Below are 17,736 nucleotides of genomic sequence, written 5' to 3'. Positions count from 1 at the left end.
ATAAATCTGCATTTATCAAGATGAAGCAAAGTTACGTTTTTTACTGAACAGCTCAAAGTTTGGGACTTCTTATTCGCCACTTAAGCACGTATTTACGCCAGTCTGTCGGAATTAGAGCCTACATACGCAGTTTGTCTTTCAAATATTGCGCCGTATAACCCTTGCCGAGTTTCACCAATTCTTCAGGTGTGCCTGCACCGACCAGATATCCGCCGTCGCGTCCGCCTTCCGGTCCGAGATCAATCACATAGTCGGCACATTTGATTACGTCTAAGTTGTGCTCCACGATGAGGATGCTGTGCCCTCGCCCGACTAAGGCATTGAAAGCCTTGAGCAAGGTGTGAATATCGTGGAAGTGGAGTCCCGTAGTCGGCTCGTCGAAGATGAAGAGCGTAGGCTCGCTGCGCTCCAAGCTGAGGAAGTAGGCCAGCTTGACGCGCTGATTCTCGCCGCCGCTGAGGGTGCTGCTGCTCTGACCCAACTTAATGTAGCCCAAACCAACGTCGCGGAGCGGCAAAAGCTTCGCAACAATGCGCTTTTGCCCACCTTCTGAGAAAAAGTCGATGGCCTGATTGACTGTCATCTCAAGTATGTCGTAGATATTCCGACCACGATATTTCACCTCTAAGATATCCTTCTTAAAACGCTTGCCCTCGCAGGCCTCGCAGGGAAGCTCGAGATCGGCCATAAACTGCATCTCAACGTGAACTACGCCCTCGCCTTTGCATTCCTCACATCGGCCGCCGTCTGTGTTGAAACTGAAAAACGCCGGCGAGAAGCCCAACTGCTTGGCCAAGGTTTGCTCGGCCATGAGTTTTCGTATCTCGTCGTAAGCTTTGAGATACGTAACCGGATTGCTGCGCGAGGAGCGCCCAATCGGGTGCTGGTCGACAAACTCCACGCGCTTCACGGCGTCGACAGCGCCCGAGAGTTGCAAGAACTCACCGGGGCGATCGGCCGGTTCGTCGAAGTGGCGCTTCAAAGCAGGGTAGAGGATGCTGCGCACAAGTGTACTCTTGCCCGAACCGGATACGCCCGTCACGACGGTCATCACGTTGAGCGGAAACTCGACCGTGATGCCTTTTAAGTTGTTGGCGCGCGCACCTTCGACCGTGATGCTGCGCGTCCACGAACGCCGCGTAGAGGGTACATCGATCGTCTCTTCGCCCGACAAGTATTTGAGCGTGTAGGATGGAAGTTCGGCCGACTGCTGCGGCAAGTCGGTGCTTGGCGCCTGCCCCTCCGCAAACGGATTTGGCCCTGCGAAGACTACGCGTCCGCCCAAACGGCCCGCATCGGGGCCTATGTCGACAATGTAATCGGCAGCCCGCATGATTTCTTCGTCGTGTTCTACTACAATTACCGTATTCCCGAGATCGCGCAAGGCCTTTAAGACGTGGATAAGGCGCCCCGTATCGCGACTGTGCAAACCGATGCTTGGCTCATCTAATATATAGAGCGATCCAACGAGGCTGCTGCCGAGACTCGTGGCGAGATTGATGCGCTGACTCTCACCGCCGGAAAGCGTATTGGCTGCGCGGTCGAGCGTCAGATAGCCTAAGCCTACGTCGACCAAGAAGCGGAGCCGCTGACGGAGTTCGGTGAGTAAGCGTGCGGCGAGTTGCTCCTCGTGCGGCTCGAGTTTGAGCACGTGTTCAAACCATTCCGATAAGTCGGCTACGGACATACGCACCAAGCGGCTGATGCTTTCGCCTCCGACGCGGACGTAGCCCGCCTCGGGTTTTAACCTGCTGCCTTGGCAGACGGGACAAGTCGTTTTGCCACGGTAACGCGCCAACATTACGCGATACTGAATCTTATATTGATTCTCGCGGAGCATTTCAAAAAAGGCATCAAGCGTTACCTGCTCCACTTTTGGGAGCGCCTGCTCCGTTTTGTCGCCGTGCCACAAAATATTTTTTTCTTCCTGCGTCAGTTCAAAGAAGGGCTTAAACACAGGAAAACCACGCGGTGCTTGACGGCGGCAAAACTCTTCGCGCCATTGGCCCATTTTTTCGCCACGCCAACAGACGACGGCACCATCGTAGATGCTCAAAGCCGTATTGGGCACGACGAGTTGCTCATCGATGCCGATCACTTTTCCAAAGCCTTCGCACTCAGGACAAGCACCGGCCGGAGAGTTGAACGAAAACAGTTGGTCAGAAGGTTCTTCAAATTGTATGCCGTCGGCTTCAAAGCGCTCAGAGAAGCGATGCAGCGCCTTAGAGGGGTAAAAGCGTAACATGCATTCGCCTTTGCCTTCATAAAAGGCGCGCTCTACGGAGTCGGTAAGCCGATTGACAGCCTCGTTAGCGGGATCTACGCTCAGACGATCAATAAGCAAAAAAGCCGCATCCGAAGCCTCGACTTCTCGAAGTCGGTCAGCGTCTTGCAAGACATCGTCGATGTGAAGCATCGTCCCATCAAGATCAAGCCGACTTATGCCCTGCTTGAGATAAACGGCCAACTGCTCGCTCATACTTCTATCTGCGCTGCGCACGATCGGGGCTAAGAGCGTAAAACGCGTGCCGGGCGAATAAGATAAAGCACAATTGATAACGTCGGCCCGCGTGTGGCGTTTCACTTCCGCGCCACTTACGGGAGAAATAGTGCGACCAATGCGGGCAAAAAGCATACGGAGATAGTCGTAAATCTCGGTAGACGTCCCTACCGTTGAGCGCGGGTTGCGCGCCGTCGTCTTCTGCTCGATGGCAATGGCAGGAGGAAGCCCTTTGATATAATCACAATCGGGCTTGTTCATACGGCCTAAAAATTGGCGGGCATACGCTGAAAGGCTCTCAACGTAACGTCGTTGCCCTTCCGCATAGAGCGTGTCAAAAGCCAATGAGGACTTGCCGCTGCCGCTTAAGCCCGTAATGACGATTAGCTGCCCCTGAGGGAGGTTTAAGTCTATATTTTTGAGATTATTTACGCGCGCTCCTTTGAGGCGAATAAGTTCTTCCATACACTTCGTTTTAACGAGCAAAAGTAAACTTTTCCTTGCAGACGGCAAAAGTAAAAGCAACGTGAGTTTGGCGCAAACGCCGATTAAGAGCTTAGAAAAGCAGCTTCCGTGTGATCTTAGTGCAGCCGGAGACGTCGGAAGTCCTTTCCCGTGCTCCGAAAGGGGAGAAGCGCGTTGACGCAATCTACTTCGAGCCATTTCCATCTTGCACACCTCAGTCCGCCGCTATCTCAAAGTCAGCTCGGAGCGCAAGAAAACAATACGTTTACCTTCATACTTCTGCCGCCACTTGTAGCGATGCGTATTCTTTTTGCGGAGATCTTTTTCTCTGTTGCCGAGCTTGAGAAGCGGGCAATGATTTATACCTTGTTTTAGGTATTGCAGGCGACTAAAGGCGGACTTATTTTTGCAAAATAATCAGACTTACACAAAAGCGTATTAAAATGATAAAAAAAGTACTTTATCTATCGTTATGTATCTCGATAACGTCTGCCGCACATTGTGTTGCGCAGACGGAGAACCCGCAGGACTCCACGCGGCAACTTAAGGAAGTCGTCGTGAGTGCGACGCGCATCCCCGAAGTAAAATCGAATGCGGCGGCCACAGTGACAATCATCGACCAACGTCAGATTGCCGAAATGAGCAAGACCGCGCCCGATTTAACCCAACTGCTGGGTTTGCTCACGCCCGGCTTAGCGTTGTCGAGCAATACGACGAGTAGTCGTTCGCAGTCGCTTCGTGGAAGAAGTGCGCTCGTCTTGATTGACGGGATACCCCAATCGACGCCTTTACGTTCGACCGACCGCGATATTCGCACCATCGACATCGCAGCCATCGACCACATTGAAGTTGTGAAGGGGTCGACGGCGCTCTACGGCAACGGCGCTATTGGCGGTTTGATCAACATTGTTACGAAGAAGAACGCTACGAACAGAACGATTGCCGGCCAAACTTCCGTAGCCGGTTCTACTTACAATTTCTTTCAACGAAGCAAGGGGCAGGGCTATCGCCTCAACCAACAGCTTTACGGAAAGGTCGGCAAACTCAACTATCTCGTCAACGGCGCATTCGGACGCACAGGGAGCTGCGTGGATGGTGATGGGCAATACATCTCTCCGCGCTACGGACTCGGCGATACTTACACGACCAACGTCCTCGTTAATTTAGGCTATGCTTTGTCGACGAAGAACCGACTCGAATTGATGTACAACTATTATCGTAGCGTGCAAGATACCAAGCTGATTCCCGCTGCCGGAAAATATCTTATAAAGCCGGCTATTGGTGTCATCGGCAATAAAGATCCGCAAGCTGTAGATGAGGGCACGCGCTACAACCACAACGCCTACCTCAAGTTTACGTCTAAAGAGCTGTTTCGCCATACAGATTTTGAAGCAGCCGTATTTGGCTCAAGTTTATATACGATCTTCGACTTCCGAAAAGCAAACCCCGCCCAGCCTCGCTGGGAAGAAACCAGCGGACAGTCGGCCATAAAAGATCGCAAGTTCGGCTTACGCGCACAGTTTAGTTCACATCTCATATTCTCCGACAACGTCTTTACTCGTCTTGTTTATGGTTACGACTATCTTCTTGACAAGACGGCCCAACCCCTCGTTGATGGGCGTCTGTGGATGCCTTGGCTGACCAGCAACAACCACGCGCCTTTTATTCAAACCAAGACTACGTTGTGGCAATACGTTAACATTAAAATTGGCGGCCGTTACGACTTTATCAACGTCAGCGTACCTGACTATGACGTCCTACGCAATAAGCTCAGCGACCCGCAGGTGCGCGTAAAAGGCGGATCGCTCCACTACAACAACTTCTCTTTTAACATGGGATTGTCCTACAATAAGTATCCTGTGTTCCAGCCGTTTGTTGCCTTTTCGCAAGGCTTCTCTATCTTCGACTTAGGGCGTACGCTCCGTGCAGCAAAGGCCGATGTGCTCTCAAAGATATCTACCGAGCCGGTAAAAACAAACAACTACGAAATCGGTGCTTACGCTAACATTGACAACTGGTTGCAACTCAACGGCTCCTTCTTCTATACTTACTCAAAACTGGGTAGTGATCTCAAAATAGAAAATGGTTTTTGGGTCGTTAACCGCACGCCACAGAAGGTTTACGGCGTTGAGTTGAGCGCAGATGCCAAGCTGACCGACAAGCTGAAGGCCGGAGCTAACTTCTCTTGGCTGGAAGGAAAGATAAAGTCTGCATCAGGCAACTGGGATACTTATATGTCGAACATTTCTATCCCGGCTTCAAAACTATTGATGTATGTCAACTATGCGCCCATCAAGGATACTTACGTCCAACTACAGTATCTCCATACGGGTAAACGCGACCGCTTTTCGCCCAATGCCTCCGGCGTTTATCAAGAAGGCGAAGGGCCCGTCAAACGCATCAACCTTCTCAACCTGATATTGGGGGCAAAGGTAAAAGCCTGGGATTTCAGTCTGGCGATCTCCAATCTCTTGAATCATACTTATTATACTCCTCCCTCCATGCTGATGGCTCGCAACGCGGAATATGCACATGCCGACGGCCGAAAGGTTACCCTCACGGCCACATTCAAATTTTGAAGCATATCCGTCGTTAGATAAGTCAACGGTCGCTTTAAGGAGCGGCGAAGACCACTGAGCATCTTGAGCCTTGGCACTACCAAAAAGGCCCTTCGTATAGCGCATTGCCTATACGAGGGCCTTTTCTGTGTGCCCGCTTCAGCTCTTGCAAGTTCTTTAGCGGCTGCCGTTTGAGCAGTAGCCAGGCAACATAAGTACGAGCATCGATGGCGTTTCCCCGTTTCGTATATGTTTTGTCGCTCCTCGCCCGACAAAGGCGTCCCTCCATAGGCAGATCAATCTGCTAAAGAGCGCTTTCAAGACACCAACCGATGTTGCAAAAATTCGCATAGGAGATCGAAGAAATTCTCTTAGGTGATCAGAAAAATTGTCTTAGGTGATCGAAAAAATTGTCCTATAAGACAATTTTTCTTCTCTTATAGGAAAGTTTTTAGACGCCTTATACTGTTGATAATCAATACTTTTTTTCTATCTTTCTCTCGCTCTTCTCTCTGCGACTCGGCAGCTTCTTTTAATGGTAGACCTCAACTTAGAGCCGAAGTCAACGGCTACTACCCGAAAAGGAATGCAACCGGTTTGCGACATTTGAATCGTAAACTACAAGCATAATAAGAACATCATATCCTTTCTCTTATTCTGATTTGCACTTTAGTTGCAGGGCCATAAAGTTTCAAGGTGACTCCGACGTTTTATTCAGCGGCATTATGACCAATTTGTGTGATTCCATAAAAATAGACCGCACTTATTCTCCTCTGAAATGGAAAAAACGCTTCTGCACTATGGCGTGGAAAGCACTAAGCAGATCGCTCACAGAAAAGCGTGGGGGAAATAAACGCAAGGGAGCTTGGGGCTTCTCTTTGTTTCTTCTAAATTTGCACTTGTAAACGACTTATATGCCTCAGAAACTCATACAAACACAAAAGGAAGAGCAAACGCAACAGCTCTCGGCTGTGCAAGTGGCTATGGCGCGCTTGCTCGAACTGCCTGTGATGGATCTGGAGCAACGTGTGCGCAACGAATTGGAAGATAACGCCGCGTTGGAGGAAGTCGGACCTGATAAAAATGAGGAGGATATGGCGGCAGAAACGACGGAAGCGGACGATAATGAGTCGGAGACCGCTGAAGATGAGCCACACGCCGATGATGAGACGGCCGATTACTTGACGGAAGACGATATTCCGGATTATCTGTTGCGACAACGTAACGAGGCCGAGGAGCGCGAGGTGCAACTGGCGGCGACAAATAATGCGTATGATGAGCTTTATCGACAGATCGGTGAGCACGATCTCGATGAACAGCAACGCCGGATTATGGAATATCTTATCGGCAGTCTGGATAATGATGGCTATCTGCGTAAAGATTTGCGCACCATCGGCGATGAATTGGCGATTTATCAGAATTTGGACGTGTCTGAGGAAGAATTGGAGCGATTGTTGCACCTCTTACAGCGATTTGAACCGCGCGGCATCGGAGCACGTGACTTGCAGGAATGCCTTCGCGTGCAATTGGAAAGTCCGGAGTTCAAGAGTTCTTTTAAGGCGCTCGCCATAGCCATCGTTGATCGCTGCTTTAAGGATTTTACGTATCACCATTGGAACACAATAAAGGTACGATTAAAAACAGACGACGAAAGTCTGCAACAAGCAGCACAGCTGATACGTCGCTTAAATCCGAAACCCGGTAGTGCTTTGAATGAAACGACGATCGGCACGGCGCCAACGGCAATACCCGACTTCTATGTTCACGTTGAAGATGATGGAAGTATCAGCGTGCGACTCAATAATGGAGACGTCCCCGAGTTACGCGTAAGTAAGGCGTTCAAAGATACGGTGCGCGAGTTTGGCGGTCATAAAGATTTGAATAAAAGTCAGCGCGACGCATACGTTTATGCTCGCAAGAAAGTGGGGGATGCACAGCTCTTCCTCGAACTCATCAACCGGCGGCGCAAGACTTTGATGGGCGTGATGCGCGGCATCGTCGAACGACAGCGCGACTTCTTCCTGAATGACGACGATGAAATGCTACTCGTCCCCATGACGCTACGCGATGTCGCAGAGAAGGCCGGCGTAGATATTTCTACCGTTTCACGCGTCACGGGAAGCAAATATGTGCAGACGCAACGCGGACTCTACCCGCTTAAGTTCTTCTTCTCCTCTCAATTTACTTCCGGTGAGGGCGAAGAACTCTCGTCGCGCCAAGCCAAAGCTGCACTGCGTGAGGCCATAGCTGCCGAAGACAAGCGCCACCCCTTAGCCGACGAAGCACTGACGATCGTTATGAAAGAAAAAGGTTTCCCCATCTCGCGGCGCACGGTGGCTAAATATCGAGAGCAATTGGGCATTCCGAAGTCAGGACTGCGCAAGCAATAATACAAACTCAAATACATCATATTCGTAGAAAACTCAAAAAGATCCATTTACAAGCGATGTCCAATAAGTATCTCATCTTATCAGCACAAGCTATTTCGCTGCTTTTCTCGCCGTTTTATATGCCGGTCGTAGCGTTTTTAGCCTTGTTCGTTTTTAGTTATATGAGTTTGCTTCCGCCTTCTTATAAGGCGATGCTTTTGCTTATGGTTTGGCTCTTTACTGTCATTCTGCCGCGCTTGTCCATCTTTACTTATCGCAAGCTCAACGGCTGGACGCGCCACGGTTTAGGCCGCCGCACCAATCGCTACGTACCCTATCTTTTGAGTATGATGAATTATGCGTTGCTGCTCTATTTAATGGAGCGCATGCATATGCCTCGTTTCACGCTTGGCATCATCGCCGGGGCGCTTGCGCTACAGATAGTATGCGCCGTGCTCAACAATTGGATAAAAGTGAGCACCCACGCGGCTGCTTCCGGCGGCGTTATCGGCGCATTGCTGGCTTTCTCCGAGATATTTTCGTTTGACCCCACTTGGTGGCTGTGCTTCTCCATTCTGCTTTGCGGCCTTGTCTGCACAAGCCGGCTGATCTTGCGCCAACATTCGCTTAGCGACATCGGACTGGGCGTCTTGATTGGCATACTTTGCGGCTATCTCTGCGTGCGCTTTATGTAAGCGCCTCGCAAATTGATTGCCCTATCGCGCGACCACACATTATTATATATAGTATCAACGTTACCAACAATCAATATAATACAACGAACAATGCAACCACTCATCAGCATCATTATGGGTAGCACCTCCGATCTGCCCGTTATGGAGAAGGCCGCCAAGTTTCTCGACGAAATGGAAGTGCCATTTGAAATAAACGCCTTATCTGCCCACCGCACGCCAAGTGAAGTCGAAGCCTTTGCACAAGGCGCTGCCGCACGCGGATTGAAAGTGATCATCGCAGGTGCCGGAATGGCAGCCGCTTTGCCCGGCGTTATCGCCGCTTCTACCACCTTGCCCGTAATTGGCGTCCCCATCAAAGGCATGTTAGACGGTTTAGACGCGCTCTTGTCTATCGTACAAATGCCGCCGGGCATCCCCGTTGCCACGGTGGGCGTGAATGGTGCGCAGAATGCTGCGATCCTCGCTTTGGAGATGTTGGCTTTGAGCGACGCCGATTTAGCCGAGCGCCTCTGCCGCCACAAAAGCGGACTCAAAAATAAGATTGTGAAAGCCAACGAAGCCTTGGCCGCAGAGCAATATAAGTATAAGACCAACTAAGGTCGCCATTCCACAACACAACAAGCTATGCAAAAGTATCATTGCGGGGCTGAACTTTTCAATTATACGCCCCGCACCTCGCACGAAGTAAAAGTTGGCAATCGTCCGATGGGCGGGCCGTCCAATCCTATCCGCCTGCAGAGTATGACGACTACCAAGACGACCGATACGGCCGAATCCGTGGCGCAGACAGAAAGGATTGTGGCGGCCGGCGCCGACTATGTGCGCCTGACTACGCAAGGTCTGCGCGAAGCCGAAAACCTACGCAATATCAAGGCCGGATTGCAGGCTGATGGCGTCGATGTTCCCCTCGTGGCCGACGTGCATTTTAATCCTGCCGTGGCAGATGCCGCCGCTGCCATCGTAGAAGGCGTCCGCATCAACCCGGGCAACTACGTCGACCCCGCCCGCACGTTCCGCCATCTCGAATATACCGACGAAGAATACGCCGCCGAATTAGACCGCCTCGAAGCGCGCTTCAAGCAACTCTTAGCCATTTGCCGACAACATCATACGGCCCTCCGCATAGGTGTTAATCACGGCTCGCTATCCGACCGCATTATGAGCCGCTATGGCGATACGCCGGCCGGAATCGTTGAAAGTTGTATGGAATTTTTGCGCATTTGCGTCCGCGAGAACTTCCGCGATGTCGTCATCTCCATCAAAGCGAGCAACACGGTCGTAATGGTGCGCAGCGTCCGCCTGCTTTGTGCCGTGATGGATCGCGAGGGAATGGACTTCCCCTTACACTTGGGCGTGACGGAAGCCGGCGAGGGCGAGGACGGCCGCATCAAGAGTGCTGCCGGCATAGGTGTACTCCTGGCCGACGGCATTGGCGATACGATTCGCGTATCTTTGAGTGAGGCCCCCGAGGCAGAAATTCCTGTGGCCTATAAATTGGCCGCCCACGTTGTTGAGCGCGCCGGCCATCCGTTTATTCCCGGTCGCGCCTTTCCCGGCTTCGACTACGTTTCTCCTGATCGGCGCCCCACGATCGCTGTGGGCAATATCGGCGGCACGCATCCGCCCGTTGTCATCTCCACGCGTCTCGACGGCGATGCGCATTTCAGTGCAACGCTGCCCGATTATGTGTATGCCGGGCGTCAACTTCCCGCCGTTGAGCAGCGAAAAGCGGGCGTCAAGTACATTATAGATGCCGATTTGTGGGCCGGTGAGCCTGATACCTATCCGGTCTTCACGACCGAAACCTTGCCTTTCGTCGGGATGTGCAAGGCTAAGATGAAGTTTCTCTTCCTCACCTATCCTGCCCTCGGAGAAGAAGTCAAGGCCTGCTTGCGCCACCATCCGGAGATGGTCATTATTGCGCAGAGCAACCACGCCAACCGCCTCGGCGAACAGCGTGCGCTCATCCACGAACTATGGTCTGAAAACTTGTCCACGCCTGTGGTTGTCTTTCTTCAATCTGCTTTTGGTGATGATCAGCGCGAGGACTTCCAAATCTGCCATGCGGCTGATGCCGGCGCACTTTTCTTCGACGGTTTGGCAGATGGCTTGATGCTCTTCAATACGACGCCCGAGGGGCACCGTCCTTTGGCACACGATCTTCAGGACGATACGGCTTTCGGCATATTACAAGCCACCCGCCAACGTACGACGAAGACGGAATACATCAGTTGCCCGGGCTGCGGGCGCACACTGTATGACCTGCAACAAACCATCGCTCGCATAAAAGCGGAAACGGGCCACCTAAAGGGCTTAAAAATCGGAATAATGGGCTGTATTGTCAACGGACCCGGCGAAATGGCCGATGCAGATTACGGCTACGTTGGTGCAGGGCCCGAGAAGGTAAGCCTCTATCGCGGCAAGGTCTGCGTCGAGAAGAATATCCCGCAAGCTGATGCCGTAAAGCGCCTGCTGGAGTTGATCGAAAAGGATCGAGCGCGCAATGCGGATACGCAAACTGATTGACGCCGCCGTCTATCATCAAGCAAACCATAACAATGCGCTTCCTTGGCTCACAAGGGGGCGCATTTTGGGATACTGAAAGCTGGCAGCGGAGTGCTTCCGGATTGAACAATAGAGGGCTTTCATCGCTTTTTGCCTAAAATAAAACAAGGAAGTCGCGGTCTAAAAGCCGAAATTTGAGGTCTCTTTTATAAGAAGAAGCGGAGCGAAAAGCAAAAAAATATTTGCGAAGAAAGGTGTTTCTCGTTTCTAACGCGTAACTTTGCACCGCAAAATTAACAGTTGAAAAATTTATGTCATTAGATTACATCCTTTCACGCTTAAGTTGGCAGCAGATTGCCAGTACGTTCATCATCCTGTTTGCCATTATCGACATCTTGGGTTCGACGCCGCTCATCATCAACTTGAAAAAGCTCGACCGACCCATCAATGCCGTCTACGCTACTTTGATTTCAACGGCCTTGTTGATAGGATTTTTCTACGCCGGCGACCTTGTGCTCAAGCTCTTCAGTGTTGACATTCGCAGTTTCGCCGTTGCCGGTGCTATGATCTTGTTTTTCATGGCTATAGAGATGATCTTGGACATCGAATTGTTTAAAAACAACGGCCCTGTAAAGGACGCTACACTTATTCCGATTGTGTTCCCGCTCATCGCAGGTCCCGGTGCGTTTACGACGCTCTTGTCTTTGCGTGCAGAATATGCGCAGGTAAACATCATCATCGGTATTCTGATCAATATGCTCTGGGTATTCTTCGTCTTGAAGATGACTGAGAAAGTCAATACCTATTTGGGGAAAGGTACGATCTATATCATGCGCAAGTTTTTCGGCATTATTCTTTTGGCCATCTCAGTGCGTATGTTTATGGTCAACCTTGCACAATTGCTCCAAGGTACGGGCACAGCAGGATAACGCTTTAAGCGAGGCGGCTTTTCCGTCAATCGCGTAAAACTATTTGAGGAGATTTGTCGACAGATGAATTTCCTCTTTTTTATATCTGTTTTCGCGAGGCGATGGCCTGCTCTGTTTCAGCCTGAGTTGAGGCCTATCCGTCCGGTGCTTAAAGCCGTTTCCGCCCCTTTTTCGCTCGCAAGCGGCCGATCGATAGGTGGTAGAGTAGGGCAATATTTGCTTTCATATCATCGCTTTTTTCTGTGGACTTAGTCCTGTATTTCAACTCCTTTCGTCCCACTCCTTTTCACCCCCGTTGGCAACTATTTCGTGTGCGCTCGTGATAAAAAGAGTTTATCATCGTGATAAAAAGACTTTGCGCTCGTGAGAATAAAGGTTTACGCTCACGAGCGTACACTCAGCTGATGGTGCGTGGCGCTTCAAATGTCTATCCGCGAGGCTTCATTGCCCCGCTTTCGTGTAAAAAATAATGCGGGCGGCGGCTTCGCAAACAAGAAAGCCTGCCCGATAAACAGCTTTCCGCCAATTTCTTTCGGGCAGATTCGATTTTCTCCCCGCAGATTGCTATTTTTGCGCCGTTAATTACAGCACGAAATGAAAAAGTTCCGCCTCGGCTTATTGCCCCGCATTATTATTGCTATTATCTTAGGTATTTTCTTTGGCAATTTCTTGCCCGTTCCGGCAGTTCGCGTCTTTGCCACTTTTAATAGTATCTTCAGCAACTTTCTCCAATTTCTCATACCCTTGATTATTCTGGGCCTCGTAACGCCCGCCATCGCTGATATTGGAAAGGGAGCCGGAAAACTCTTGGCTATTACGGCCTTGATTGCTTATCTTGATACGGTCGGGGCCGGATTGATTTCGTATTTTACGAGTGCTACGCTGTTTCCAAACTTGATTCCGGCTCACAATTCTGTGGCTGCCTTTGCGCAGGTTAAGGCGCCGGGGGCGTATTTTACGATTAACATTCCGCCAATACTGGATGTGATGACTTCGCTTGTGGCCTCGTTTACACTGGGCTTGGGCATTGCCTTCTTTTCTTCGCCTCATTTGAAAGAATTGTGCAACGAATTTAAGGATATTGTGGTCAAAACGATCGAGGTAGTCATACTTCCGCTGCTGCCCGTCTACATTTTTGGCATCTTTTTGAGTATGACGCATACCGGACAGGCGATGCGCGTGATTTCTGTCTTTATTTCCGTGATCGGAATCATCTTCGTGATGCACGTAGTCTTGCTCTTGTTGCAATATGTTGTGGCCGGCACGGTGTCGCATAAGAATCCCTTCCGTCTTTTGGCGAATATGTTGCCCGCATATTTTACCGCGTTGGGCACATCTTCCTCTGCGGCGACCATTCCTGTGACCCTAAAACAGACGGAAAAGAATGGCGTGAGCAGCGCTATTGCCGGTTTCGTCGTCCCGCTTTGTGCGACGATCCATTTATCCGGAAGTATGTTGAAAATTGTCGCGTGTGCGGTCGCGCTAATGTTGATGACGGGAATGCCGTTTGATTTCGGCGCATTCTTAGGCTTTATCTTGATGCTTGGCGTTATGATGGTGGCCGCTCCGGGCGTACCCGGTGGCGCGATAATGGCGGCCCTCGGCGTCCTATCCTCGATGTTGGGCTTCGGGCAAAGTGAACAGGCGCTCATGATCGCACTCTACATCACGATGGACAACTTCGGAACGGCTTGTAACGTGACCGGCGACGGCGCAATTGCGATCGTGATGGACCGTTTCTTTAATAAAAAAAGCGCAACTCTTGCTGCCGCTTGACGGGGAAGCGGTTGCGAGTTGCGCGTATCGCATTTTAGTTTGTACAAGGCAAACTCTGTGTCGTTTTAATCCAAAAAGCCTTGTCGGCGTAAAGCTTCCAGTAGCGTGGCACTCAATGCTTCGTTGTCACGTTTGGTATAGCGGCAATCCGTAAAGACTTGCGCGAGCGTCTCTTTCTGATTTTCTTCAACGAATCTTTGATTCTCGGGTAGCGATTCCTTATAGCGGTAATCGCGATCGATACTTTCGTCCGTAATAGGCTGATACTTTTCCTCGTGTAGTATTGCCGAAAGCGGAAGTCTGTCCGTCAGCGGCGGTTCTTCTGCAGGCCAGCCGAGCGTGATTGTAGCTACAGGCATCACAAGGCGAGGCAAAGCCAGCGCATCTATAATCCCGCTCGGGTTGTATACGGTCGTGCCCAAATAGCACAAGCCCAAACCCGCCTCTTCCGCCAAATGGCAGAACGTTTGGCAAAAGAGGAGCGCGTCAGAAGCCGCATTAAGGAAAGAAAGAATGTTGTTGTAGCCGGGCTGTCCTTTGCGCCGCTTCGCCCATTCCGTTGTGCGGTGAAAATCTGCGCAGAACGTGAGCACCACAGGCGCATCCTGAACCATCGGTTGGTTGAAATGGAGCGGCGCGAGCCGCGCTTTGTTCGCAGGATCCCGTGTGGTGACCACGCTATACAGCTGCAGGTTGCCCATCGTTTGGGTTCGCTCGGCTTTCTTCAAGAGTTCATTCAGCAAATCTGAAGGCACGTCTTCAGCAGTATATTTGCGGATCGTCCGGCGCGTAGTTATGTTGGCCATATCTCAATTTTCGTTTTAGTTATTCCTATTTCTAATTGTGCCGAGCGTACCCACAGTCTTTGCAGACCAATCCCCCGTCGCTGTAGATCAGTGTTTCGAGCCCGCAGTGTGGACATTTTTCCCCGTGCACAAGCGTTCCGTCGGCAATATACTTCTTCAAGGCCCGCTCAACCCCAACTTTCCACGTGTTAATGTTTTCGCTCTCCATCTGCATCGAACTAATCAGCTTGATAACTCTATCGATGGGCATCCGATAACGTAAAATGCCGGAAATGAGTTTGGCATAATTCCAATACTCTTTGTTGAATTTTTCATTGAGTCCTTCTACTGTCGTTTTATAGCCGCGTCTGTTCTCAAATTGGAAGTCGTAGCGGTGCGAGCCGTCCGGATTTGTCGATTTAATGATGCGCCCTTTGGTGACCGATTTCGGCAATACGATTCCTTCGTCGTCATCTTGCAGGCCGGTGAAAATCTCGTAGGGCCGCCCATCTAAAAGGCCGACAAAGGCCACCCATTTTTCTTTGTTGTTCTGAAACCTTACGACGTCGCAATCCAAGCTATAGGGCCGATGCTCCACAACTTCAGGCAAGGCGTAAGCCGTTGCCGATGCTGCCGTCCGGCCTGCTTCTGTGTTTGTCACGAGGTTCTCTGTTGCCGTCCCGATATTGATGTGGCAACTCTGATACCCCGATTTCCACGTCGCAAAATAGCAGTGTGCAATTATCGATTCGTCAGCCGTTTCCGGTAAAGCGAAAGTCGGCCGATTGATGCCTTGCGCCTCGAGTGGCGTTGTCGTGAGCGGTTGTTTCTCTTTAAAATATTCTTGTGCCTGTTCGCGTGCCGCTTTCAGCCACACATCAGTCGTGCCGTTCGCTTGTTGGTCCGGCCTGTTGGGCGTTACGATGGTGCAAGCCAAGTTTCGGCGGCCAATCTTTTGCATCCGATCATACAAGTCAGGCGCCACGTTGCGCAGGCGAAGAATGAGCGAATTTTCAGCTTCACGTCCGGCGTCGTAGTCTGAGAATGCCCCGCGCTCTTCCGCCATTTTTACCGTCGACTCGCAAGTAGCTATGGCCAACGACTGCTTAAGTGCTCGCGTATGTGCCCCCGCGGCCGGCGTATCTTGTGATAGACCGAGCGCAGCGAGCGTTTCCGCCTCGCCCGTGAGCAATAGGCCCGTAGGGCGATAGGTTAACAGGTGACGGCGCACTTTTTCCCAAAGCTTTTGTTCGATCATTTTCGCCTCAGCCGGCACTTCTGCGTCGGCTATGTTTTGCAGCATACTGTCGATCTTCTCTTCCTCAATATCTACGAGGTCATCGGCGAGCCGCTGAACCAGAAATAAATGGCGGCGAAACAGCTTATGATCGAAGATGGCTTGTTCTGTAAAAGGTTGCTCCACGTAGCTGTAGAGATTCACCGTAAGCAGCCGGCTACTGTCGTAAGTGGCGAGTGGAATAGTCGCGTTTAGCGTTGCCGCGAGCGCTTGCGGACGTGCTCCGGCGTAGCATCCGGCCAATTGTTCTTTGAGCATGTTATCACTGAAATGGATTTCCGGCGCCTCATTACGCATCGCCTTGCGCAGGAGTTTCTCCCAAAGCCGGCGAGCGTCGATGTTGGTGGCGAGCAGCGGGCTTTCGGCATCGACGGGAAACTGCTGCCGATAGCTTTCGCCTTTAGCCACGGCATACATGAAGTCGTCGTCGATGAGCAGGCAGCAATTGACGCCCGCTGTCGTTCGCATTCGTGCCCCGGCATCTATAAAAGCCTCTGCGTCGGGATGCTTTATACTCAAGGAGAGTGTGATCGCGCCGCAGGCCGTTAGGCGTGCGGCTTCCTGCCGCGAGCGAGCGTAGCGCTCCAGCGCACTGACAACGTCCGGTGTCGCCTTTTCCGATTGCTCCGTTTGAAGTTGCGCGGGATAAATTCGAGATAAATCGTGCCCCAATGCGGCTCCGCGACGCAAAAGGTAGACTTCCTCCTCATCAGCTTGCAGCAGGTCATTATACGAATAAGCCTTTGGCCCAAAACCGATGGTAAAGGCGTCGGAAACCGGCGCTTGCCGATGCGGATTGCCCAAACCGGCCAGCATAGGTGTGGACAGGCTGACGTGATGCGCGGGGTAGAGAAAATCGAAGATCTCCTCCTCGCTTACGGGGTCGGGATATTTAGCTTCGATGCGGCCCAAAGCGCCGGCACAGCGTCGGAGCGTGGCCTCCGGAGTCGTTTCCAGCAGATTGCCGGACGCATCTTTCAGCGCACAGGTCTCAATCCAATGGCAGGCAGCGGCTTCGTTGCCTTCGTAATATTTGCTTGCGGCGCGTAAGGCCTCATCGTAGGTGGGGGTAGACTGTTTCACGATCGACCAATTGGTGACATAATATATTGATACTGCAAAACTAACTAATAAACGGCAAAACGACAACTGCTCTGCGCCCTCTCTTCGTGCTTTTCGGCAAGTTGGCGATTGCTTTACTTTCTTTTTCTATCTCTCTCGGTCGCAAATGACGCTTAAGGAGATTGTAGTCGGGAAGCGCGAGGTTAAAATTCCAACCTCTTTTGTTGCAAACAGCCCCATCGTCTTTTATTTTTGAGTAGTCCATGCCGGGAATTTTCTGTTCCTTGTCTGTAAATAAGCCCCCAAAACTTAGTTTTTGGAAGGGACGGATTGAGCCATTGTTTATTCCACCTCTGAACCGCGCGCCCCGGAATGGAGCAAGTTCGAGGACAGCTCTTTCGTCGAGATTCGATGATTGGATCTCAATGAAAGTGGCCCTAATTCCGTCCTTGTAAATCGCCTCTTTGTTTGCCGAACAACCGATTGACATACGATGGTTTCCCATCCGCACCATTTGTTATCGTGATAAAAAAGGCTTACGCTCGTGATAAAAAAGGTTTACGCTCGTGATGAAAAAGGTTTACGCTCGTGATGAAAAAGGTTTCGTCTCACGAGAGTAAACAGAGATAATGGGAACGCGAGTTGTTAAAAAAGAGAATCAAAGAGCGTGAAAATAAGGCATTGTAAATATAAAAATGCATAATACGGAGCACTTTATCAGGGAATTTTGTACGCAATGAAGCGCCTTGATATAAAAAGGCCTATTTTTGTCTCATCTTTTATCGCTTCCTACGC

Annotated in this window: 11 protein-coding genes; 7 read left to right on the top strand and 4 right to left on the bottom strand. The window is 51.0% G+C overall.

What is annotated here, in order from left to right; all coding sequences use genetic code 11:
- Positions 1-118: 118 nt before the first annotated feature.
- The gene (gene uvrA / locus GCWU000325_RS02575; protein WP_006254452.1) at positions 119-2,965 is read right to left on the bottom strand and encodes an excinuclease ABC subunit UvrA; all 2,847 of its coding nucleotides are present in this window, start codon (positions 2,963-2,965) and stop codon (positions 119-121) included.
- A 443-nt stretch (positions 2,966-3,408) separates the two neighbouring features.
- On the opposite strand from uvrA, the gene GCWU000325_RS02565 reads away from it, so the two are divergent.
- The 7 genes from GCWU000325_RS02565 to GCWU000325_RS02530 all read left to right on the top strand — a co-directional run bounded on the left by GCWU000325_RS02565 (position 3,409) and on the right by GCWU000325_RS02530 (position 13,797).
- On the top strand, positions 3,409-5,544 hold the full coding sequence (locus GCWU000325_RS02565; protein ID WP_006254450.1) for a TonB-dependent receptor: 2,136 nt from the start codon (positions 3,409-3,411) through the stop codon (positions 5,542-5,544).
- Positions 5,545-6,437: 893 nt separating this feature from the next.
- Positions 6,438-7,913, top strand: a complete 1,476-nt coding sequence (rpoN, locus tag GCWU000325_RS02555; protein WP_006254446.1) for an RNA polymerase factor sigma-54 — start codon at positions 6,438-6,440, stop codon at positions 7,911-7,913.
- A 56-nt stretch (positions 7,914-7,969) separates the two neighbouring features.
- On the top strand, positions 7,970-8,587 hold the full coding sequence (locus tag GCWU000325_RS02550) for a phosphatase PAP2 family protein (protein WP_006254445.1): 618 nt from the start codon (positions 7,970-7,972) through the stop codon (positions 8,585-8,587).
- Between the two features lie 90 nt (positions 8,588-8,677).
- Positions 8,678-9,184, top strand: a complete 507-nt coding sequence (gene purE / locus GCWU000325_RS02545) for a 5-(carboxyamino)imidazole ribonucleotide mutase (protein WP_006254443.1) — start codon at positions 8,678-8,680, stop codon at positions 9,182-9,184.
- A gap of 27 nt (positions 9,185-9,211) precedes the next feature.
- Positions 9,212-11,113, top strand: a complete 1,902-nt coding sequence (locus GCWU000325_RS02540; protein WP_006254442.1) for a 4-hydroxy-3-methylbut-2-en-1-yl diphosphate synthase — start codon at positions 9,212-9,214, stop codon at positions 11,111-11,113.
- A 305-nt stretch (positions 11,114-11,418) separates the two neighbouring features.
- Positions 11,419-12,021 (top strand): MarC family protein, encoded by a 603-nt coding sequence (locus GCWU000325_RS02535; protein WP_040599196.1) that lies wholly within the window; start codon positions 11,419-11,421, stop codon positions 12,019-12,021.
- A gap of 594 nt (positions 12,022-12,615) precedes the next feature.
- A complete protein-coding gene (locus GCWU000325_RS02530; RefSeq protein ID WP_006254438.1) occupies positions 12,616-13,797 on the top strand; it encodes a dicarboxylate/amino acid:cation symporter in 1,182 nt (393 codons plus the stop codon).
- A 65-nt stretch (positions 13,798-13,862) separates the two neighbouring features.
- Here the strand turns inward: GCWU000325_RS02530 and GCWU000325_RS02525 are convergent, their stop codons facing one another.
- From GCWU000325_RS02525 to GCWU000325_RS02515, 3 genes are read right to left on the bottom strand one after another with little or no spacing between them, the layout of a single operon-like run.
- Positions 13,863-14,603, bottom strand: a complete 741-nt coding sequence (locus GCWU000325_RS02525) for a nitroreductase family protein (RefSeq protein WP_006254437.1) — start codon at positions 14,601-14,603, stop codon at positions 13,863-13,865.
- 31 nt (positions 14,604-14,634) lie between these two features.
- Positions 14,635-16,962: a ribonucleoside-diphosphate reductase gene (locus tag GCWU000325_RS02520; RefSeq protein ID WP_006254436.1), complete on the bottom strand. Its 2,328-nt coding sequence runs from the start codon at positions 16,960-16,962 to the stop codon at positions 14,635-14,637.
- Between the two features lie 40 nt (positions 16,963-17,002).
- Entirely contained in the window at positions 17,003-17,446 is a 444-nt protein-coding gene (locus GCWU000325_RS02515) for a hypothetical protein (RefSeq protein ID WP_040598799.1), read from the bottom strand.
- Positions 17,447-17,736 lie beyond the last annotated feature (290 nt).

The sequence above is a fragment of the Alloprevotella tannerae ATCC 51259 genome (assembly GCF_000159995.1).
GTDB lineage: Bacteria > Bacteroidota > Bacteroidia > Bacteroidales > Bacteroidaceae > Alloprevotella > Alloprevotella tannerae.
Note: the sequence above shows the minus strand (reverse complement) of the source record. Positions and strands in the feature narration are given on the sequence as shown.